Annotated in this window: 20 protein-coding genes; 5 read left to right on the top strand and 15 right to left on the bottom strand. The window is 58.3% G+C overall.

Annotated elements, in window-relative coordinates; translation table 11 throughout:
* Positions 1 to 12 precede the first annotated feature (12 nt).
* The 14 genes from ACSBLW_RS02820 to ACSBLW_RS02755 all read right to left on the bottom strand — a co-directional run bounded on the left by ACSBLW_RS02820 (position 13) and on the right by ACSBLW_RS02755 (position 11,551).
* On the bottom strand, positions 13 to 426 hold the full coding sequence (locus tag ACSBLW_RS02820; RefSeq protein WP_435258726.1) for a hypothetical protein: 414 nt from the start codon (positions 424 to 426) through the stop codon (positions 13 to 15).
* A 4-nt stretch (positions 427 to 430) separates the two neighbouring features.
* Entirely contained in the window at positions 431 to 2,452 is a 2,022-nt protein-coding gene (gene nuoG, locus ACSBLW_RS02815; RefSeq protein ID WP_435258725.1) for an NADH-quinone oxidoreductase subunit NuoG, read from the bottom strand.
* 4 nt (positions 2,453 to 2,456) lie between these two features.
* Positions 2,457 to 2,954, bottom strand: coding sequence for a DUF3291 domain-containing protein (locus ACSBLW_RS02810; RefSeq protein ID WP_435258724.1), 498 nt, complete (start codon positions 2,952 to 2,954; stop codon positions 2,457 to 2,459).
* Complete coding sequence (locus ACSBLW_RS02805) at positions 2,951 to 3,352, bottom strand: DUF5333 domain-containing protein (protein WP_435258723.1); 402 nt, start codon at positions 3,350 to 3,352, stop codon at positions 2,951 to 2,953. The genes ACSBLW_RS02810 and ACSBLW_RS02805 overlap by 4 nt, the downstream gene beginning before the upstream one ends.
* A 107-nt stretch (positions 3,353 to 3,459) precedes the next feature.
* Complete coding sequence (locus ACSBLW_RS02800) at positions 3,460 to 3,708, bottom strand: hypothetical protein (RefSeq protein WP_435258722.1); 249 nt, start codon at positions 3,706 to 3,708, stop codon at positions 3,460 to 3,462.
* A 5-nt stretch (positions 3,709 to 3,713) separates the two neighbouring features.
* Positions 3,714 to 5,009 (bottom strand): NADH-quinone oxidoreductase subunit NuoF, encoded by a 1,296-nt coding sequence (gene nuoF / locus ACSBLW_RS02795; RefSeq protein WP_435258721.1) that lies wholly within the window; start codon positions 5,007 to 5,009, stop codon positions 3,714 to 3,716.
* A gap of 12 nt (positions 5,010 to 5,021) precedes the next feature.
* Positions 5,022 to 5,246: a DUF5337 domain-containing protein gene (locus ACSBLW_RS02790; RefSeq protein WP_435258720.1), complete on the bottom strand. Its 225-nt coding sequence runs from the start codon at positions 5,244 to 5,246 to the stop codon at positions 5,022 to 5,024.
* Between the two features lie 9 nt (positions 5,247 to 5,255).
* Positions 5,256 to 6,425 carry an NADH-quinone oxidoreductase subunit E gene (locus tag ACSBLW_RS02785; RefSeq protein WP_435258719.1) on the bottom strand — a complete coding sequence of 390 codons (1,170 nt, stop codon included), beginning with the start codon at positions 6,423 to 6,425 and terminating at the stop codon, positions 5,256 to 5,258.
* Positions 6,425 to 7,666 carry an NADH-quinone oxidoreductase subunit D gene (locus tag ACSBLW_RS02780; protein WP_435258718.1) on the bottom strand — a complete coding sequence of 414 codons (1,242 nt, stop codon included), beginning with the start codon at positions 7,664 to 7,666 and terminating at the stop codon, positions 6,425 to 6,427. The genes ACSBLW_RS02785 and ACSBLW_RS02780 overlap by 1 nt, the downstream gene beginning before the upstream one ends.
* A complete protein-coding gene (locus ACSBLW_RS02775) occupies positions 7,666 to 8,271 on the bottom strand; it encodes an NADH-quinone oxidoreductase subunit C (RefSeq protein WP_435258717.1) in 606 nt (201 codons plus the stop codon). The genes ACSBLW_RS02780 and ACSBLW_RS02775 overlap by 1 nt, the downstream gene beginning before the upstream one ends.
* 9 nt (positions 8,272 to 8,280) lie before the next feature.
* On the bottom strand, positions 8,281 to 8,805 hold the full coding sequence (locus tag ACSBLW_RS02770) for a NuoB/complex I 20 kDa subunit family protein (RefSeq protein WP_435260026.1): 525 nt from the start codon (positions 8,803 to 8,805) through the stop codon (positions 8,281 to 8,283).
* Positions 8,805 to 9,170: an NADH-quinone oxidoreductase subunit A gene (locus tag ACSBLW_RS02765; protein ID WP_435258716.1), complete on the bottom strand. Its 366-nt coding sequence runs from the start codon at positions 9,168 to 9,170 to the stop codon at positions 8,805 to 8,807. The genes ACSBLW_RS02770 and ACSBLW_RS02765 overlap by 1 nt, the downstream gene beginning before the upstream one ends.
* Positions 9,171 to 9,582: 412 nt before the next feature.
* Positions 9,583 to 10,812: a DegT/DnrJ/EryC1/StrS family aminotransferase gene (locus ACSBLW_RS02760; RefSeq protein WP_435258715.1), complete on the bottom strand. Its 1,230-nt coding sequence runs from the start codon at positions 10,810 to 10,812 to the stop codon at positions 9,583 to 9,585.
* Between the two features lie 73 nt (positions 10,813 to 10,885).
* A complete protein-coding gene (locus ACSBLW_RS02755; RefSeq protein ID WP_435258714.1) occupies positions 10,886 to 11,551 on the bottom strand; it encodes an HAD-IA family hydrolase in 666 nt (221 codons plus the stop codon).
* 85 nt (positions 11,552 to 11,636) lie between these two features.
* Here ACSBLW_RS02755 and glmU point away from each other — a divergent pair, with 85 nt between their 5' ends.
* Genes glmU through ACSBLW_RS02735 form a run of 4 tightly spaced genes read left to right on the top strand, consistent with a single transcriptional unit; the run spans position 11,637 to position 16,036 of the window.
* Positions 11,637 to 12,983, top strand: coding sequence for a bifunctional UDP-N-acetylglucosamine diphosphorylase/glucosamine-1-phosphate N-acetyltransferase GlmU (gene glmU, locus ACSBLW_RS02750; RefSeq protein ID WP_435258713.1), 1,347 nt, complete (start codon positions 11,637 to 11,639; stop codon positions 12,981 to 12,983).
* Between the two features lies 1 nt (position 12,984).
* Complete coding sequence (glmS, locus tag ACSBLW_RS02745; RefSeq protein ID WP_435258712.1) at positions 12,985 to 14,799, top strand: glutamine--fructose-6-phosphate transaminase (isomerizing); 1,815 nt, start codon at positions 12,985 to 12,987, stop codon at positions 14,797 to 14,799.
* The gene (locus tag ACSBLW_RS02740) at positions 14,799 to 15,359 is read left to right on the top strand and encodes a pyridoxamine 5'-phosphate oxidase family protein (RefSeq protein WP_435258711.1); all 561 of its coding nucleotides are present in this window, start codon (positions 14,799 to 14,801) and stop codon (positions 15,357 to 15,359) included. The genes glmS and ACSBLW_RS02740 overlap by 1 nt, the downstream gene beginning before the upstream one ends.
* Complete coding sequence (locus ACSBLW_RS02735; RefSeq protein WP_435258710.1) at positions 15,356 to 16,036, top strand: DNA alkylation repair protein; 681 nt, start codon at positions 15,356 to 15,358, stop codon at positions 16,034 to 16,036. Before ACSBLW_RS02740 ends, ACSBLW_RS02735 begins: the two co-directional genes overlap by 4 nt.
* Here ACSBLW_RS02735 and ACSBLW_RS02730 read toward each other — a convergent pair.
* Positions 16,033 to 17,127, bottom strand: coding sequence for an anhydro-N-acetylmuramic acid kinase (locus ACSBLW_RS02730; RefSeq protein WP_435258709.1), 1,095 nt, complete (start codon positions 17,125 to 17,127; stop codon positions 16,033 to 16,035). The genes ACSBLW_RS02735 and ACSBLW_RS02730 overlap by 4 nt on opposite strands.
* A gap of 57 nt (positions 17,128 to 17,184) precedes the next feature.
* On the opposite strand from ACSBLW_RS02730, the gene tyrS reads away from it, so the two are divergent.
* The gene (gene tyrS, locus ACSBLW_RS02725; RefSeq protein ID WP_435258708.1) at positions 17,185 to 18,435 is read left to right on the top strand and encodes a tyrosine--tRNA ligase; all 1,251 of its coding nucleotides are present in this window, start codon (positions 17,185 to 17,187) and stop codon (positions 18,433 to 18,435) included.
* Positions 18,436 to 18,475: the final 40 nt, after the last annotated feature.

The following is an 18,475-nucleotide window of genomic DNA, read 5'->3' as shown; positions in this document are numbered from 1 at the left end:
CGTTCCTCATCCTCAGACCGTCGGTATCGCTTGCTCGCCACAATCGCGCACCGCAACCTCGGCGTCGATCGTCTTGAACCCGCGCGGCAAGGCAGCCGAGATCAGATAGACCCCGTCCCCACGCCAAGTTGTTCCATCCTTGGCCACGTTCGTACGAACATGGCGCGCAAAACCGGCCCCCCGGATCAGCGCATATTGGGCCGCCGCACAGCGTGCATAGGCCTCGACATCGGTTTCGTTCCGCGCACCGGTCATCGCCACACGGAAACTGACCAGATCCCCTTCCAGAAGCACTGTCTGAATGCCTTGATAGCCGGGCGAAAAATCACCCTGCGACACCTGATCCGCCCCACCAGCCGATGCGCAGGCCGACAGCACCGCCGGAGCGGTGGTCAGAAGTGCGATCAGGGCCAGTTTACGGATCATCGGTTTACTCGGCGGCCATCGGAGCTTCGCCGCGCGCCTTGGCCATTGCCGAAAGCTCGGCCATCACGGCGCTTGCGCGTGCGATCGGGTTTGTCAGGTAGAAATCCTTTACCACATTACGGAACGTGGCTTTGGCGGGCTCGCGCAGCGGAATACGGTTCCACTCGCTCTCAGCCACTTCGTCCACGGCCCCCAGATGCGGATGCGCAGCAACAATCGCCCGGCGCAGCGCAGCAAGGCTATCCCAAGGCAGGGTCGCCCCCAGTTCAGCCGACAAAGCCCGCAGGATTGCCCAGTTTTCCTTGGCCTCGCCTGGAGCAAAGCCAGCACGCATCGCCAATTGCGGGCGACCCTCTGTGTTTACAAACAGGCCGTTTTCTTCGGTATAGGCCGCGCCCGGCAGAATGATGTCGGCGCGATGCGCACCACGGTCACCATGGCTGCCCTGATAGATCACGAAAGGACCTGCAGCGATTTCGACTTCGTCCGCGCCAAGGTTGTAGATGACCTCGGCGCCGTCCATTGCAGCCGACAGACCGCCCTCGGTCAAGGCGCCAACGTCCATCGCCCCCACACGCGCCGCAGCTGTATGCAGGACCAAGAGCTTGACACCCATGATTTCGACCAATTTCTGGACCTGGCTCAGAACAGCCTCGCCATCGGCCTCATTCAAGGCACCTTGTCCGACAATAATCACGCCGGACCTGCCATCGGGGCCTGCCTTTTCGGCCTCGGCCACCAACGACAAAAGCGCGGCGCGATCGGTGCCGACATGTGCGTAATCATAGGTCAGGTCAACGGCCTGCCCCACCAAGGCGACATTGGCGCCCAGCGACCAAGCCTTGCGGATGCGCGCATTCAGAACCGGCGCCTCATCACGCGGGTTGGTCCCGATCAGCAGGATTGATTTTGCGCTGTCGATATCCTCAATCGACGCGGTGCCAACATAGGCCGAGCGGTTGCCAGCCGGCAGTTTTGCGCCATCCGTGCGCGACTCGACGCGGCCGCCGAGACCTTCAACCAGTTGCTTGAGGCTGAACACGGCCTCAACCGGTGCCAAATCACCAACCAGACCAGCAATTTTCTTGCCCTTCATGGCGGTGGCAGCCGCTGTCAAGGCCTCGCCCCAAGTCGCTTTGCGCAGCTTTCCGTTCTCACGAATGTAGGGCGTATCCAGACGCTGGCGGCGCAGACCGTCCCAGATGAAGCGCGACTTGTCCGAGATCCACTCTTCGTTCACGCCGTCATGGTTGCGCGGAATGATCCGCATCACTTCGCGACCCTTGGTGTCGATCCTGATGTTCGAACCAAGCGCATCCATAACGTCAATGGATTCGGTCTTGGTCAACTCCCACGGACGCGCGGTAAAGGCATAAGGCTTTGAGGTCAGCGCGCCCACCGGGCAGAGGTCGATGATATTGCCCTGAAGGTTCGAGGCCAGCGTCTGGTTCAGATAGCTGGTGATCTCCGCATCTTCGCCACGGCCTGTCTGGCCCATTTGGGTGATGCCCGCGACTTCGGTGGTGAAACGAACGCAACGGGTGCAGGAAATGCAACGCGTCATCGTGGTCGCAACCAACGGGCCAAGATTCAAATCTTCCGAGGCGCGCTTCGGCTCACGATAGCGGCTGAAGTCGACGCCATAGGCCATGGCCTGATCCTGCAAATCGCACTCGCCGCCCTGATCGCAAATCGGGCAATCCAGCGGGTGGTTGATCAGAAGGAACTCCATCACGCCTTCGCGGGCCTTCTTGACCATCGGGCTATTTGTCTTGACGACAGGCGCTTCACCATTCGGGCCAGGACGCAGGTCACGCACCTGCATGGCGCAGCTTGCAGCAGGCTTTGGAGGGCCGCCGACGACCTCGACCAGACACATGCGGCAGTTGCCCGCAATCGACAAACGCTCGTGATAGCAAAAGCGCGGGATTTCCACGCCTGCCACCTCGGCCGCCTGGATGATGGTCATTGCCCCATCCACTTCGACCTCGATGCCGTCAATGCTGATCTTCTTCAGGTTCGTCATCTGCCTACTCCGCAGCCATCCGGGCACAAGCATGGGTTTTCCACAGCTGTGCCTCTTTCAGATACGACCAGCCAAAGGCCCGGTCACTGTCCCCTTTCGCCTGAAGATGGGCCAGACGATCCAGCCCCTCTTCCAGCGTTGGTCGATGCCCAGCGGGCACCCACCACATCACGAAATGCATTCCACCCAGAACTTCGAACCACTCAGCGCGGCGTTCATAGAACGACCGGTGCACCGTGTTCCAGACGAAATGTTCAAGCGATTCAACATTTTCCCAAACCGTCAGGTTCGAGACATATTGAGGATCGCCGTCAATCTTGGTCTCGGTATTGCCCATTCCCGGTTCGCCCGAGCCTTCCATCATCCAGACAAAGCCCGGCATCCGCTTGCCCATGCCATTCACACGGTCCAGCGCTGCCATGAACTCGGCAACGCGCGGATCGTCGGTGGGCGCCAACAGGCGCCCGACATTAAGCTCGGCAAGATGCAAGGCTTCGGTCATTTGGTTGACCTCAGCAATTGGCCGATCAGGCTGTCCTTGGCGATTTCTTCTTCACCAATGGCACAATACGCATCAGGCTTGCCCGGCTCGGCACCGCGCTCTTTCAGCCATGCCGCAGCCTCGGCCTTGCCGCGCTTTTTCTCGGCTTTGTCCGTAACAAAGGCGCGGATCTCTTCGGCCGTATAGCCCTGCTCCAACGCGTAATCACGCAGATCATTCAGTTCAAGCAGAGCACGGATCTTGCGTGGCTCGATCGTCGGGCAATTGTCGGCGATCGCGTCACCGATAAAGCCTTTCAACAGGGTCTTGTTGATATGCTCTTCCTGATTGATCGGCACCAGCGCAAAGGCGGGTGCGGCAAGCAGCAAGGCAGCGATGGTCAGTGGCATAAATTTCATCAGGGCCTCCTTGGCATTCCATGCCAAGGAGATAGGTGCCACTCGTCCTGATATGCGATGACAATGGCCGTCATTCACGCAGTTTTGGGCTGCTATCAGATAGCGGTTCATGCGCACCCCTCCACAAACACCCATTCTCCCGACTCGAAGCGGTCATAAATGCTCGTGCGTAGAACGCGTCCCTCTGCGGCACATTCTGCTTCGCCAAGCTTGCGCGCGGCTATGCCTTGATCAGCACCAAATGGCGATCCGTTGTTTGAAACCCGCAAAGGCAAAGCCGCAACCGGCCCGGCAACCTTGGTTGCCGGTTGCACGCAGCCTGAAACGGCAAGTGCAAGGGTCATGGCTACCGCCATCGGTTTCACTCCGCCGCCACAGCGCTGATGCGCCCGGTTTTCTTGGCCTTGATGCGGTCTTCGATCTCATCGCGGAAGGCGCGGATGAGGCCTTGAATCGGCCATGCCGCCGCGTCTCCAAGGGCGCAAATCGTGTGGCCTTCGACCTGCTTGGTCACGCTCAGCAGCATGTCGATTTCTTCGACCTCAGCCTCGCCCCGCACCAGACGGTCCATGACCCGCATCATCCAGCCGGTGCCTTCGCGGCAGGGCGTGCACTGACCGCAGCTTTCGTGCTTGTAGAACTTCGACAGACGCCAGATCGCCTTGATCACGTCCGTCGATTGATCCATCACGATTACGGCCGCTGTGCCTAGGCCCGAGCGCTGCTCGCGCAGCCAGTCGAAATCCATGATCGCGTCATCGCATTGGGACTGCGTCAGCAACGGAACGGACGACCCGCCGGGGATCACGGCCTTCAGGTTCTTCCAGCCACCCCGCACACCGCCGCAATGCTCTTCCAAAAGCTGCTTGAGCGGGATCGACATCGCCTCTTCAACAACGCAGGGATTGTTCACATGGCCAGAGATGCCGAACAGCTTGGTGCCAGCATTGTTGGGGCGGCCAAAGCCTGCAAACCACTCTGGGCCACGACGCAGGATCGTGGGAACCACGGCAATGGATTCCACGTTGTTCACCGTGGTCGGGCAGCCGTAAAGCCCCGACCCCGCCGGGAATGGCGGCTTCATGCGCGGCATGCCCTTTTTGCCTTCAAGGCTTTCAAGAAGCGCCGTTTCTTCACCACAAATATAGGCCCCTGCCCCGTGATGCAGGAACAAATCGAAGTCCCAACCCGACTTCGCAGCGTTCTTGCCCAGAAGGCCGGCATCATAGCATTCGTCAATCGCTGCCTGCAGCGCTTCACGCTCGCGAATATATTCACCGCGAATGTAGATGTAGCAGGTGTTCGCCCCCATCGCGAAAGACGCGATCAGAGCGCCTTCGATCAGGGTGTGCGGATCATGCCGCATGATCTCACGGTCTTTACAGGTACCGGGTTCGGATTCGTCAGCATTGATGACCAGATAGGCCGGACGACCATCCGACTGCTTGGGCATGAACGACCATTTCAGACCAGTCGGAAAGCCTGCGCCACCGCGGCCCCGAAGACCCGATGCCTTGACCTGCTCGATGATCTTGTCGCGACCGCGCGAAATGATCTCGGCCGTACCGTCCCAATGCCCACGCTTCATCGCGCCCTTAAGGCTGCGGTCGTGCATGCCATAGAGGTTGGTAAAGATGCGGTCCTGATCCTTGAGCATCAGCTCTCTCCTTCAACCCTGACGCTTACGCCAGATCTGATACGTCACAACCAGCGCCCAAAAGAACGCGGCCAAAGCAGCGAAATCGAACAGGATGGCATAGCGAGGCTCTAGCCCCATCTCACCGCCAACCCATTGTGCCCCCATCCACAAAAGCATGGTTCCGGCGATCACGAAGGCGACCAGTCTCGCCTGACGTGCCAATTGCCGTTCCATCTCCGGGTCGGGAAGCGCCATTCACTACCCTCAATAGTCGTTCGTCTTGGCCCGGATGCGGAACGCTTCCAGACCCTCGGTCACTATCAGCTTGGCCTGAGCCACCCACTTGTCGCGGGTCACGCGGCCCTTGAACCCTTTCAGGTTGCTGTCCATCCATGCAATCTCTGCCGCGCCCCACTGGGCGATCTGGTCAAAGTGGAAGATGCCCATTGAATTGCACAGCTTTTCCAAAGCTGGACCAATGCCTTCAATCTCTTTCAGATTGTCGGCAGCACCACCACGCGGCGCGGCCAGACCTGCAGGCTGAGTTCCAGCGCCAGCCTCAACCGGCGCGAAAGCCGCCGCAGCAGCGGGCTCATCCTTGGAAACCGGCTTGGCTTTGGATTTTGCCGGGGCTTCCTGCACGGTTACGCCGGTGTCATCCGCAGGAATGTTCTTGCCCGGTTTTGCCTCGGTTGCCTTCGACTTGGCGGGCGTCGCTTTGGCGGGCTTGCCCAGCCAAGGGGTCGTCAGCGGAACCTCTGTCCCGTCGATGCGCTTGACCGTATCGCCAATATCAACGGCCAATTGCGCCGAGGCATTGAACTGCTTCTTGCCGCTTTCGAATTCCTTCAGGCTGGTAAGCCCTTTCTTCGGTTCAGCGGCATAACGGCCATTCTGCGGGCCCGGAACCGGAACCTCGCCTGTCGAGAAACGGGCAATCAACTCGCGCAGCTTCTCAGCTGTCAGGTCTTCGTAATAATCCTTGCCGATCTGGGCCATCGGTGCATTGGCGCAAGCGCCCATGCATTCGACCTCTTCCCAGCTGAACTTGCCGTCCGCCGAAAGCGTATGCGGTGCCGAGGCGATCAGCTCTTTGCAAACGGCGATCAGGTCTTCGGCGCCGCAGATCATGCAAGAGGTCGTCCCGCAAATCTGGATATGCGCCACCGAACCAACGGGTTGCAACTGGAACATGAAGTAGAATGTCGCCACTTCAAGCGCACGGATATAGGCCATGCCCAGCATATTGGCGACATATTCGATCGCCGGCCGAGTCAGCCAGCCATGCTGTTCCTGCGCCCGCCACAAAAGCGGGATAACTGCCGATGCCTGACGGCCTTCGGGATATTTCGAAATCTGCCCCTTGGCCCATGCCAGATTGGCGGGCGTGAATTCGAACGAGGCAGGCTGGTCTTTATGCAGACGGCGAAGCATTAGCGGTCGATCTCCCCGAACACGACATCCATCGTGCCGATGATGGCGGACACGTCGGCCAGCTGGTGGCCCTTGGCGATGTAGTCCATAGATTGCAGGTGCAGGAACCCCGGAGCGCGGATCTTAGCGCGATAGGGTTTGTTGGTGCCGTCGGCCATCAGGTAGACGCCGAATTCGCCCTTCGGGGCCTCGACCGCCGCATAAACCTCACCCGCGGGCACATGGAAGCCTTCGGTGTAAAGTTTAAAGTGGTGGATGAGCGCTTCCATCGACGTCTTCATCTCGCCGCGCTTTGGCGGCGTGATCTTGCCACGGGCCAGAACGTCCGTCTGGGCCGCAGGTTCACGCAGCTTGGCGCAGGCCTGCTTGATGATGCTGGTCGACTCGCGCATTTCCTGCATGCGGCACAGGTAACGGTCATAGCAGTCGCCGTTCTTGCCCACCGGGATCTTGAAGTCGAATTCGTCGTAGCATTCATAGGGCTGCGCCCGGCGCAAATCCCAAGCCAGGCCCGATCCGCGCACCATGACGCCGGAATAGCCCCATTTCTGAATGTCATCTTCCGTGACAATACCGATATCGGCGTTGCGCTGTTTGAAGATGCGGTTTTCTGTCAGCAGGCCGTCGATATCATCCAGAACGCGCGGGAATTCCTCGGCCCATTGTTCGATATCGTCGATCAGCTTGGACGGCAGGTCTTGGTGTACCCCACCCGGGCGGAAATAGGCGGCGTGCAGACGCGCGCCACAGGCCCGCTCGTAAAACACCATCAGCTTTTCACGCTCTTCAAAGCCCCAAAGCGGCGGCGTCAACGCACCCACGTCCATCGCCTGTGTGGTAACGTTCAGAAGGTGGTTCAGAACCCGACCGATTTCCGAATACAAAACCCGGATCAACTGGCCGCGACGCGGCACGACCGTACCGGTCAGCTTTTCAATCGCCAGACACCAGGCGTGTTCCTGATTCATCGGCGCCACGTAGTCGAGGCGGTCGAAGTATGGCAGGTTTTGCAGATAGGTCCGGCTTTCCATCAGCTTTTCGGTGCCACGGTGCAGCAGGCCGATATGCGGATCGCAGCGTTCAACGATCTCGCCATCAAGCTCCAGCACCAGACGCAAAACGCCATGGGCCGCAGGGTGCTGCGGTCCGAAGTTCAGGTTGAAATTGCGGATCTTCTGCTCACCCGTCTCGATATCAACCGAGCCGTCATCATACTGGTTCTTGCGGATATCGCCGTCCATCACTTCGCCCCCGCCTTGTCGTCACCGGGCAGCACATATTGCGCACCTTCCCAAGGCGACATGAAATCGAATTGCCGGTATTCCTGCACCAGCTTGACCGGCTCATAGACCACGCGCTTTTGCGCTTCGTCATAACGAACCTCGGTATAGCCAGTGGTCGGGAAGTCTTTCCGCAACGGATGGCCGCGGAACCCGTAGTCGGTCAAGATACGGCGCAAGTCCGGGTGGTTCGAGAACATGATCCCGAACATGTCGAACACTTCGCGCTCAAACCAGTTCGCGCTTGGATGCACCTCGATCAGCGAAGGCACCAATTCTTCTTCGTCGATGGCAATCTTCACGCGAATGCGGTGGTTTTGGTACATCGAAAGGAAGTGGTAGACGACGTCAAACCGCTTTTCACGGGTTGGGTGATCTACAGCGGTGATGTCGACAAGGCTTGAAAACTTGCAAGCACCATCGGTGCGCAGGAATTCAGCAAAATCTGCGATTTTTCCGGGCAGAACCTCGACGGTCAGCTCGCCAAAGGCGACTTGTGTCGCAACCACGTCTTGCGACCGCTTCAATTCAATATGGGCGGCCAGTTCGTTCAGGGCTTCGGACATGGTTCTTCCTCAGCGGGTCATAGAGCCGGTACGGCGGATTTTGCGTTGAAGCTGAAGGATGCCGTAAAGCAGCGCTTCTGCCGTGGGCGGGCAGCCAGGAACATAGATATCCACCGGCACCACGCGGTCGCATCCGCGCACAACCGAGTAGCTATAGTGATAATATCCACCGCCATTCGCACAGGAACCCATCGAGATCACATAGCGCGGCTCTGGCATCTGATCGTAAACCTTACGAAGTGCCGGGGCCATCTTGTTCGTCAGAGTTCCCGCAACGATCATCAGGTCCGACTGACGCGGTGAGGCACGCGGCGCAGTGCCATAACGTTCAAGGTCATAACGCGGCATCGAGGTGTGCATCATCTCAACCGCGCAGCAGGCCAAACCGAAGGTCATCCAATGCAGCGAACCCGTCCGCGCCCAGTTGATGATGTCCTCGGTCGAGGTCAGCAAGAACCCTTTGTCCTGAAGCTCTCGGTTCAGCGACTGGACGGCAACTTCATTGTCGCCATCGGCCGTGTTGGCCCCTGTCATCATTCCCATTCCAGGGCCCCTTTCTTCCATTCATAGGCAAAGCCGACGGTCAACACCGCAAGGAAGACCATCATCGACCAGAAAGCCGCCATGCTGATGTCACCAAAGGCCACAGCCCAAGGGAACAGGAAGGCCACTTCTAGGTCGAAGATGATGAACAAGATCGACACAAGATAGAAGCGCACATCGAACTTCATCCGGGCATCGTCAAAGGCGTTGAAACCGCATTCATAGGCCGAGACCTTTTCCGGATCCGGATTGCGCACGGCCAGAATGGCGGCGGCAAGGATCAGGACAAGGCCAAGGCCAACGGCAATCGCAAGAAGAATGAGTATGGGAAGATACTCACGGAGGATGTCGTCCACGAGATGCTCCTTCGGCTGGCGTCTGGCGAGCGCGGGTGCTGTCGCCCCGCAGGCACTCTTGGAGTTCCGTTTACTCCGCGACTTTGGTGGGGTCAACGCAATCCGGGAGGCAATTATGCAGATGCGGCAACTGAATGCAGGCATTGTATGCAAATGAATACCGAAGAAGCCCGGAATTCGACCCGGAACTGGGGGCGCAAAGGCAGCAGCGAAAACACATTCATCTTTTTCAATTTAATGTGAGTCGCCCCGTTGATCGGGGACAAGGGCCCCCGCCGACCAAGTTTCCCGCCCATTTCAGGTTCAGTCTCGGCTAACACCAACCGGCCATGCGACAAGGCACATCTGATCTGCACGCCGGGTGTACAGGGGGTGTACAGGTGCTGTACCGCCATTTTGGCGAAAAAAGGCGTCAATCCGCCAGAGGCACCGCCTCGACGTTCAGATCCTCCGCCTGCCCCACTCTCAATACCTCAGAACGGATAATTCGGGCGATCAGCGCCGCATCTTCCGGGCTGAACGTCAGTGGCAATCGCATGTCAATCAATCCTGCCAGCACGCGATCTGTCTGCGGCAAAGGCTGCGGATCGGCATAGCGCCAGTGTTCATACCTGCTTGTGAAAGCAACAGGATCTGGAGCGCCGAACCATTTGAGTTCCACACCGCGAGACGCGCAGCCTGCAACAAAGGCACGCACCCGCGCCTGTTCCCAATTCGGCAGCATGAACTGGAAACTGCTTGCAACATAGGTTTCGGCAGCGGGACGCTGGGTCAGTTGCAGGCCATTCGTGCCCTCCAACCCCTGCTCCATCACCCTGTACAAGGCGTTCCAACGCTGACGCCTGTCATCCAGCAAGGCAATCTGAGGTCGCAGAATCGCTGCCCGCAAGTTGTCCATCCGGCCCGATACATTCGGAACATCCAACCGAATCCGGTCGAAAACTTCTGGAATTGGTGCCGCGCGATGTCGCGGATACAGCATATAGCTGCCTGAAAGCAGCACGGCCCGCGCGGCAAGTTCTGGATCGTCGGTCGTCAGGAACCCGCCTTCGCCTGAATTCATGTGCTTGTAGGTCTGCGTCGAATAGCAGGCAATCTTGCCAAACCGCCCCGAAGCAACCCCGTTCCAAGCGGCGCCCATCGTATGTGCACAGTCCTCAATGACCCGCACGCCAAGGCGATCACACAACGCGATCAGCGCTTCCATATCCGCCAGATGGCCCCGCATGTGGCTCAGCATCAGGACGGTTGCACGTGTCTTTCTCGCCATCTCCTCCAGATGTCCGAAGTCGATCGTCAGATTGTCGGTCGTTTCCACAAAAACCGGCCGCGCCCCAACAGCCGCGATGGCACCGGGAACAGGCGCAAGCGTAAAGGCATTGGTCAGAACCGGCTCGCCCGACCGTACCCCCATTGCGCGCAAGGCACATCCCATCGCGTACCCACCAGAGGCGACAGCAAGGCAGTATTTCGCGCCTGTATAAGCTGCGAATTCTTCCTCCAAGAGTGCGGTCTCTGCAATTTCTCCGGCGGCAGTGTTGTACCTATGCAATCTGCCATGGCGCAGAACGGACAAGGCCGCTTCGATCCCTGCCTCGGGGATCGGCTCTTGCTGGGTGAAATTTCCGTCAAATCTTTCCATGACAGCACCTTTTCCGCGGATTTGTGCGTGGTCAATCGCCCAATTCCGGTTTCAGAAACTCGGAAAACCAGATTCAGTCGGCCAACATCTGGCGGGCCATTTCGGGCAATTCGTCGAAATGGTCCAGCAAGGCCTCCGGGCGCAACCGCTCGACCCCTCTGCCTTCCGGACCAAAGGTCACCAAAACCACAGGTACACCGACTGCCAAGCCGGTTTTCCGATCAGTGTCCGTATCACCGATCAACATGGATCGCGAAACAGATCCCCCACACCTTTCGACTGCAGCGATATAAGGCGCGGCATCCGGTTTACGGGTTGGCAAGGTATCCGCCCCGATCAACGCACCGAACAGTTTCCGAATTCCAAGCCGCTCTGTCAGGGTCTCTGCAAGTCCCACAGGCTTGTTCGTGCAAATGGAAACGCGGAAACCATCTTCCCGCAACGCCTCCACGGCCTCGACCGCGCCCGGATAAAGCCGTGTATGCACATCCAAGGCATCGGCATAAGCCTGCAACAGAATGGGATATTGCGTATCAACATCCGCCTCGGACCAATGCTGGTCCAAACGCGAAAACCCAAGCTTCAGCATGGCACGGCCACCATGAAAGGCAGTCAACGAGTCGCCTGCCCCCAAAAGGTCTCCATGACCAAGCCCGCGAAAGCAGGCATTCGCCGCGGCCAGCAGATCAGCACTCGTATCGGCGAGGGTGCCATCAAGATCAAAGACCACAGTTTTCATTTCTGTCACCTTGCGTGAGGCGGCCACCCCTTGCGGCCCGGTCTTTACGGGGTAAAACGGGCGCAACGATAAGGAAAGGGGCAGTATGTCAGTTTCACTGGTAATTCTGGCTGCGGGCATGGGCACTCGCATGAATTCGGACATGCCCAAAGTCTTGCACCACGTTGCAGCCAGCCCGCTGCTTCACCACGCGATGCTTGCGGGCCAAAGCCTCTCTCCTGACCGGACCGTCGTGGTGGTCGGACATGGTGCAGAGCAAGTGGGCAAAGCTGCAAAAGCCTTTGATGAAGGTGCCGTGATTGTTGTTCAGGACGAGCAAAAGGGCACAGCCCACGCAGTTGCTCAGGCAGCACCTTTGCTGGCGGACGCAAGTGGAGACGTGATCATTCTTTACGGCGACACGCCGTTCATTCGCCCCGAAACCCTTGCCGCCATGCACGTGGCACGCAAGAAGCACGCAATTGTCGTTCTTGGCTTCCATGCGGCAGACCCGGGGCGTTATGGCAGGCTGATTGCAAGCGGCGACACGCTGGAAAAGATCGTCGAATTCAAGGACGCATCAGATGCAGAACGCGCCGTAACACTCTGTAATTCTGGTGTAATTTGCGCCGATGCCAAAGCACTGTTCGACCTGGTTTCAGCCGTCGAGCCGAATAACGCGGCTAGCGAATATTACCTGACAGATATCGTTCAGATCGCAAGATCACGCGGGCTGTCTTCTGGCATCGTCCTTTGCCCCGAAGCCGAGACAATGGGCGTGAATACGCGCGCGCAACTTGCTGACGCTGAAAGGGAGTTTCAAAAGCGCGCCCGCGCGGAAGCGTTGGAAAACGGTGTAACGCTGACAGCGCCCGATACGGTCTTTTTCGCCATCGACACTGTCGTCGGTCGTGATGCGATCATCGGGCCCAACGTTGTCTTCGGCCCGGGTGTTACCATTGAATCTGGTGCCGAAATTCGGGCTTTCTGTCATCTTGAAGGTTGCCATATCAGCCGCGGGGCGACCGTTGGTCCCTTTGCCCGTTTGCGACCTGGGGCTGAGTTGGCCGAAGACGTCCATGTCGGCAATTTTGTGGAAATCAAGAACGCCATTCTCGACGAAGGCGTCAAGGTCGGGCACCTGACCTATATCGGCGATGCCGACATCGGCGAGCACACGAATATCGGTGCCGGCACGGTGACCTGTAACTATGACGGCGTCATGAAGCATCGGACCACCATCGGGAAGCGGGCCTTTATCGGATCCGACACGATGTTGGTCGCCCCAGTCAAAATCGGCGACGGTGCCTTGACGGCAAGTGGTTCGGTCATCACGGAAGATGTTCCCGCCGAGGCAGTCGCCATTGCCCGCGCAGAACAGATCGTCAAAGCAGGGCTTGCGACGAAGCTACTTGAACGCCTTCGGGCGATAAAGGCCAAGAAGGGCAAATAATATGTGCGGAATTATTGGTGTCTTGGGCAATCACGAAGTCGCCCCCCAGATGGTCGAGGCGCTGAAACGTCTGGAATACCGCGGTTATGACAGCGCCGGGATTGCGACAGTTCACAATGGCAAACTGGACCGCCGCCGCGCCATTGGGAAGCTGGTGAATTTGTCCGACCTGCTGGTGCACGAACCCTTGGCGGGAAAAGCCGGTATCGGCCACACCCGTTGGGCCACCCATGGCGGCCCGACTGTTGTCAACGCTCACCCCCACAAGGCTGGGCCGGTCGCCGTGGTTCATAATGGCATTATCGAGAACTTCCGCGAACTGCGCGAAGAACTTGCCGAGGCTGGATACACGCAAGAAAGCCAAACCGACACCGAAACCATCGCCCTTTTGATGCAACAGGCGATGAACGGAGGAGCATCCCCAGTAGACGCCGCCCGCGTCACGCTCAAGCGACTCCACGGCGCATTTGCCTTGTGTTTTCTCTTTGACGGCGAAGAAGATCTGCTGATCTGCGCGCGCAAGGGCAGCCCGTTGGCAATCGGCCATGGCGACGGCGAAATGTTCGTTGGCTCTGACGCTATTGCCTTGGCTCCGATGACGGACCGCATCACATATCTGGAAGAAGGCGATTGGGCCGTCATTACGCGTAAAGGGGCCGAGATTTTTGACGTGGCCGACCGCCGTGCCAATCGCCCGGAAACCCGAATTCAGGTGGATGCTACCCGCGTGGAAAAGGCGGGCTACAAGCATTTCATGGCCAAGGAAATTGCCGAACAACCAGCGGTCATCGCCGATGCGTTGAAACACTATGCCCCGGCTGGGCGCTTGAACCTACCCGAGGCGTTGAATTTCAAATCCATCGACCGGGTAATGATGGTGGCCTGCGGAACAGCATCCTACGCCTGCCATGTCGCAAAATACTGGTTCGAACAGATCGCTGGAATTCCCGCCGAAATCGACATTGCGTCAGAGTTCCGCTACCGCGACCCCGTTCTTTCGCCGGCTTCGATGGCGATTTTTGTCAGCCAGTCCGGGGAAACCGCAGACACGCTGGCCGCTCTTCGTCACGTTTCGGAAAAGGTCACAAAGGTTGTTTCTGTCGTAAACGTTCCCACATCGTCGATCGCACGAGAGTCTGACCTTTCCCTGCCGATTCATGCCGGGGTCGAAGTTGGCGTGGCCTCTACCAAAGCTTTTACCTGCCAGTTGACGGTTCTGGCGCTGATGGCATTGAAAGCGGGCCGCGACAAAGGCAACTTGACCGACGCACAGGTGGCGGAGCACCTGGAGGCAATTACGTCTCTTCCGGGTTTGATGAACCACGCCCTGCAACTGTCCGACGCCATCCGCGATGTGGCCGAAGATCTGAGCGAGGCACAGGACGTGCTGTTCCTTGGCCGTGGGGCAATGTTCCCATTGGCACTGGAAGGCGCTCTTAAACTGAAAGAAATCAGCTACATCCACGCCGAAGGTTATGCATCGGGTGAGCTGAAACATGGCCCGATTGCATTGATTGACAATCGTGTTCCGGTCATCGTTCTTGCGCCAAGGGACGGTCTGTTCGACAAGACGGTTTCCAACATGCAAGAAGTTATGGCCCGCAATGGCAAAGTCCTTCTTCTGTCGGATGCCGCAGGTATCGCCGAGGCGGGCCAAGGGTGCTGGAAGACAATTTCCCTGCCCACAGTGCCCGCGGCTTTTGCGCCAATCCTCTATTCAGTTCCAGCGCAGTTGCTTGCCTATCATACGGCAATTGCCAAAGGCACAGATGTCGATCAACCGCGCAACTTGGCGAAATCGGTTACTGTCGAATAATGGCGAAGCCGTTCGACAGTTTCTCAGATGATCAGCGGTCATTCGTCTCTGAACAGCCGATCTTCTTTGTCGCAACTTCAGCCCCGGAATCCCACATCAACCTTTCTCCAAAAGGCATGGACAGTCTGCGCATCTTGGGGCCGCGTCAACTGATCTGGCTGAACGTGACCGGATCGGGAAATGAAACCGCCGCGCATTTGCAGCAGGATGCGCGCATGACAATCATGTGGTGCAGCTTCGGCGCTCGCCCGTTGATCTTGCGCGCCTATGGCACCGCTCGCTGCCTGCACAAGACAGATGCAGACTGGCCCATGGTGGCTGCTCTTTTACCAGATTTGCCAGGCGCTCGTCAGTTCTTCGATATGTCGGTCGATTTGGTGCAAACCTCATGCGGATTTGCTGTCCCCTTCATGGACGCAGCCCGCGAACGCCCGGTATTGCGGGATTGGGCCATTCAAAAGGGTGCTTCCGGCCTTGCCTCTTATTGGGACGAGCGAAATCGCACTTCGATAGACGGTCTTCCCACTGGAATTGACGCCAACCTGAGGACTTCTGAATGACGCCCGACGAAGCCCTGACATCACTCCGAGCACTCGGAGACCCCGGGAAGGCCAAGGAGATGGCCTCCTATCACAAAGCACCGCGTGAATACCTTGGGGTTTCTGTTCCGGAGATCACAGATCTTGCCAATGGCTGGCGATCCGCGCTCGACCTTTCGGCCAGAGTAGATTTGTCCCGCGACCTTTGGGACACCAACATTCACGAAGCGCGCATTGCCGCAGCAAAACTTCTGACTCAGGCGCGCATCACGCCAGACCAGAACGTCTGGGAATTGTTCTTGTCTTGGGTGCCAGATTTCGACGCCTGGGCCATCGCCGACCATGCCTGCGATGTTGGAAGACGCCGTCTTGAAGCAAACGCTGCGCGGATTGAGGACGTTGAACCCTTCGTCTCAAACGCCCGAATGTGGACGCGTCGGGCGGCTTTGGTCGTAACCCTGCCCTATGCCAAAAAGAATTTCCCAAAACCGCAAGAACTGGAAATCAGAGAACGCGTCTTGGGCTGGGCAGCCGATCTGGCCTCGGACAAGGACTGGTTCATTCAGAAAGCCGTCGCATGGTGGTTGCGCGACCTGTCAAAACACGACGCCGCAAGAACGCGGTCTTTTCTGGAAGGCCCCGGTCAGGTGCTGAAGCCATGGGCACAGAAAGAGGCCGCCCGCCACTTAGAGAACTAAGGTCGGCTGATCTGGCCGCCGCCGATGCTTGCCGAAACTCCGGTCGTTGACGGCCCGCTTGTCGGCAGCCCCCGCATCACACGAACGGCGAGATAAGCGAAGGCCTGTGCTTCCAGCATATCCCCACTAAGCCCGATTGCCTCGACAGGTTGAACTTCAAAGGACAACCGCGCGGCCAACTGCTCCATCATCGCGGCATTGTGACGTCCGCCACCACACACGAACAACTGCTGAATCGGTGCCGGGAAATGTTCGGCACCACGCGCCACGGCCGCTGCCGCAATGGCAACCAAGGTGGCTGTTGCGTCGGCGTCCGACAAACCTTCCACGACATCCAGAATTCTCGTGAACTCATTCCGATCCAAAGATTTCGGCGGCATCTTGAAAAAATAGGGATGCCGAAGAAACGCCTCGACGATCTCTTCGTCCACCTTGCCGGTCTCTGCCAGTTTCCCCCCTTCATCAAAGGTAAGGCCCTGTCGCATAAGCAGCAAGTCGTTGATGGGTGCATTCGCTGGCCCCGTATCAAAAGCAAGCAACGCGCCCGGAGATTCCGGCACGGGCTGCCTTGGATCAACCCACGTCAGGTTACCCACCCCACCAAGGTTCAGGAATGCGACTGGCATGGTCAGTCCAGCCCATTTCGCGCATGCAAAGTGAAAAAAGGGCGCAAGCGGCGCGCCTTGCCCACCCATGGCGACATCGTTGCTGCGAAAATCCCAGACTACCGGCACACCCAAAGCCTCGGCCAAAAGGGCGCCGTTCCCCGTTTGGTGCGTGCCTTTTCCACGCGGGTCATGGGCCAAAGTCTGGCCGTGGAACCCCACAACCTCGGCCCCCGAAAAGCGTGATAGCACCTCGGCATGGGCAAGTTCGACGACCTCAGCCGCCTCGGCAACCGGTGGCTCTCCGGGCCATGCTCCAAAGGCCACCCTGATGATTTCCTGTTCAGCCCTTGAATACGCTCGATAGGCGCATGGGCCAAATTCCAGAATACTGGTTCCATCGGTCAGCACCATTGCGGCATCCACGCCGTCAAGCGACGTGCCCGACATCGTTCCCAACGCCCAGACCGGACCTGCCTTCAGCATCTTTCCAAGCCCCCACCATCCCGCTATACCGCCACCATTCTATGACACGAGGCCGCTATGACCTACCACCCGAAATCAGACTTCATGCGCGTGATGATGACCCGTGGCTTTCTAGCCGATTGCACGGACTATCAGGCGTTGGACGAAGCGTTTCTGAAAGGTGTGGTTCCCGGCTATATCGGCTTTGACGCAACGGCCAAGTCGTTGCACGTTGGCAGCCTTATCCAGATCATGATGCTGCGCTGGCTGCAAAAATGCGGCGGCAAGCCGATTGTCCTGATGGGCGGCGGCACGACCAAGATCGGCGATCCGTCTTTCCGGGCTGATGAGCGCCCGCTGCTAACCAATGACCAGATCGATGCCAATATCGCTGGCATCAAGCGGGCCTTCTCGCCTTACGTTTCCTTTGGCGAAGGCCCGAACGATGCGATCATGGTAAACAATGCCGAATGGCTGGACAGCCTGAATTACATCGGCTTCCTGCGCGATATCGGCCGCCATTTCAGCGTCAACCGGATGCTCAGCTTCGAGTCGGTGAAATCACGTCTGGACCGGGAACAATCCCTGTCCTTCCTCGAATTCAACTACATGATCCTGCAGGCCTACGATTTCCTCGAACTGAACCGCCGTTACGGTTGCCTCGTGCAAATGGGCGGTTCGGACCAGTGGGGAAATATCGTCAACGGCGTCGATCTGACCCGTCGCGTGATCGACCACGAGGTCTATGGCCTGACTTCTCCGCTTTTGACCACGTCCGATGGGAAAAAGATGGGCAAAAGTCAGTCCGGTGCTGTCTGGCTGAACGGTGACATGTATTCGCCCTATGAATTCTGGCAGTTCTGGCGGAACACGACCGACGCCGATGTTGGTCGCTTCCTCAAACTTTATACGGAACTTCCCATCGAGGAATGCGAACGGTTGGGCGCCCTTGAAGGTGCCGAAATTAATGCGGCAAAGGTGATCCTCGCCAACGAGGTCACCACACTTCTGCATGGCGCCGAAGCCGCCGCTGCCGCCGAAGCGACTGCCCGTGAAGTCTTTGAAAAAGGCGGAATCGGAGATGATCTGCCAACGGTCAATATCGCACCTGAGGAATTGGCTGACGGTCTTGGGATCGTACAGCTTTTCGTTCGTGCCGGTTTGGCTGCCTCGGGAAAGGATGCAAAACGTCTGATTTCCGAAGGCGGCGCAAAGATGAACGATGAGATCGTCACCGATGCGGGCCTTCGACTTGGGGCGGGCGATCTGGCGGAACCGGTCAAGTTGACGGCCGGCAAAAAACGCCATGCCTTGGTGACCCTCGGCTGAGCGACGTCGCAAAACGGACGGACCTCTTAAGGGGTCTCGG

Origin of the sequence: Thioclava sp. FR2, from assembly GCF_051200875.1 — a bacterium.
Classification (GTDB): Bacteria; Pseudomonadota; Alphaproteobacteria; order Rhodobacterales; family Rhodobacteraceae; genus Pseudotabrizicola.
The sequence above is the reverse complement of the archived record's forward strand: the minus strand, read 5'-3'. Positions and strand labels throughout refer to the sequence as shown.

Coding starts and splice junctions, on each gene's coding strand:
- ACSBLW_RS02730 (WP_435258709.1), bottom strand. CDS start 17,127: ATGCTGAAGGCAGGTCCGGTCTGGGCGTTGGGAACGATGTCGGGCACG.
- ACSBLW_RS02800 (WP_435258722.1), bottom strand. CDS start 3,708: ATGGCGGTAGCCATGACCCTTGCACTTGCCGTTTCAGGCTGCGTGCAA.
- ACSBLW_RS02775 (WP_435258717.1), bottom strand. CDS start 8,271: ATGTCCGAAGCCCTGAACGAACTGGCCGCCCATATTGAATTGAAGCGG.
- ACSBLW_RS02810 (WP_435258724.1), bottom strand. CDS start 2,954: ATGACCGAAGCCTTGCATCTTGCCGAGCTTAATGTCGGGCGCCTGTTG.
- ACSBLW_RS02805 (WP_435258723.1), bottom strand. CDS start 3,352: ATGAAATTTATGCCACTGACCATCGCTGCCTTGCTGCTTGCCGCACCC.
- ACSBLW_RS02770 (WP_435260026.1), bottom strand. CDS start 8,805: ATGACAGGGGCCAACACGGCCGATGGCGACAATGAAGTTGCCGTCCAG.
- ACSBLW_RS02755 (WP_435258714.1), bottom strand. CDS start 11,551: ATGAAAACTGTGGTCTTTGATCTTGATGGCACCCTCGCCGATACGAGT.
- ACSBLW_RS02785 (WP_435258719.1), bottom strand. CDS start 6,425: ATGCTTCGCCGTCTGCATAAAGACCAGCCTGCCTCGTTCGAATTCACG.
- tyrS (WP_435258708.1), top strand. CDS start 17,185: ATGACCTACCACCCGAAATCAGACTTCATGCGCGTGATGATGACCCGT.
- ACSBLW_RS02760 (WP_435258715.1), bottom strand. CDS start 10,812: ATGGAAAGATTTGACGGAAATTTCACCCAGCAAGAGCCGATCCCCGAG.
- nuoF (WP_435258721.1), bottom strand. CDS start 5,009: ATGCTCAAGGATCAGGACCGCATCTTTACCAACCTCTATGGCATGCAC.
- nuoG (WP_435258725.1), bottom strand. CDS start 2,452: ATGACGAACCTGAAGAAGATCAGCATTGACGGCATCGAGGTCGAAGTG.
- ACSBLW_RS02735 (WP_435258710.1), top strand. CDS start 15,356: ATGACGCCCGACGAAGCCCTGACATCACTCCGAGCACTCGGAGACCCC.
- ACSBLW_RS02820 (WP_435258726.1), bottom strand. CDS start 426: ATGATCCGTAAACTGGCCCTGATCGCACTTCTGACCACCGCTCCGGCG.
- glmS (WP_435258712.1), top strand. CDS start 12,985: ATGTGCGGAATTATTGGTGTCTTGGGCAATCACGAAGTCGCCCCCCAG.
- glmU (WP_435258713.1), top strand. CDS start 11,637: ATGTCAGTTTCACTGGTAATTCTGGCTGCGGGCATGGGCACTCGCATG.
- ACSBLW_RS02740 (WP_435258711.1), top strand. CDS start 14,799: ATGGCGAAGCCGTTCGACAGTTTCTCAGATGATCAGCGGTCATTCGTC.
- ACSBLW_RS02780 (WP_435258718.1), bottom strand. CDS start 7,666: ATGGACGGCGATATCCGCAAGAACCAGTATGATGACGGCTCGGTTGAT.
- ACSBLW_RS02790 (WP_435258720.1), bottom strand. CDS start 5,246: ATGGCGCTTCCCGACCCGGAGATGGAACGGCAATTGGCACGTCAGGCG.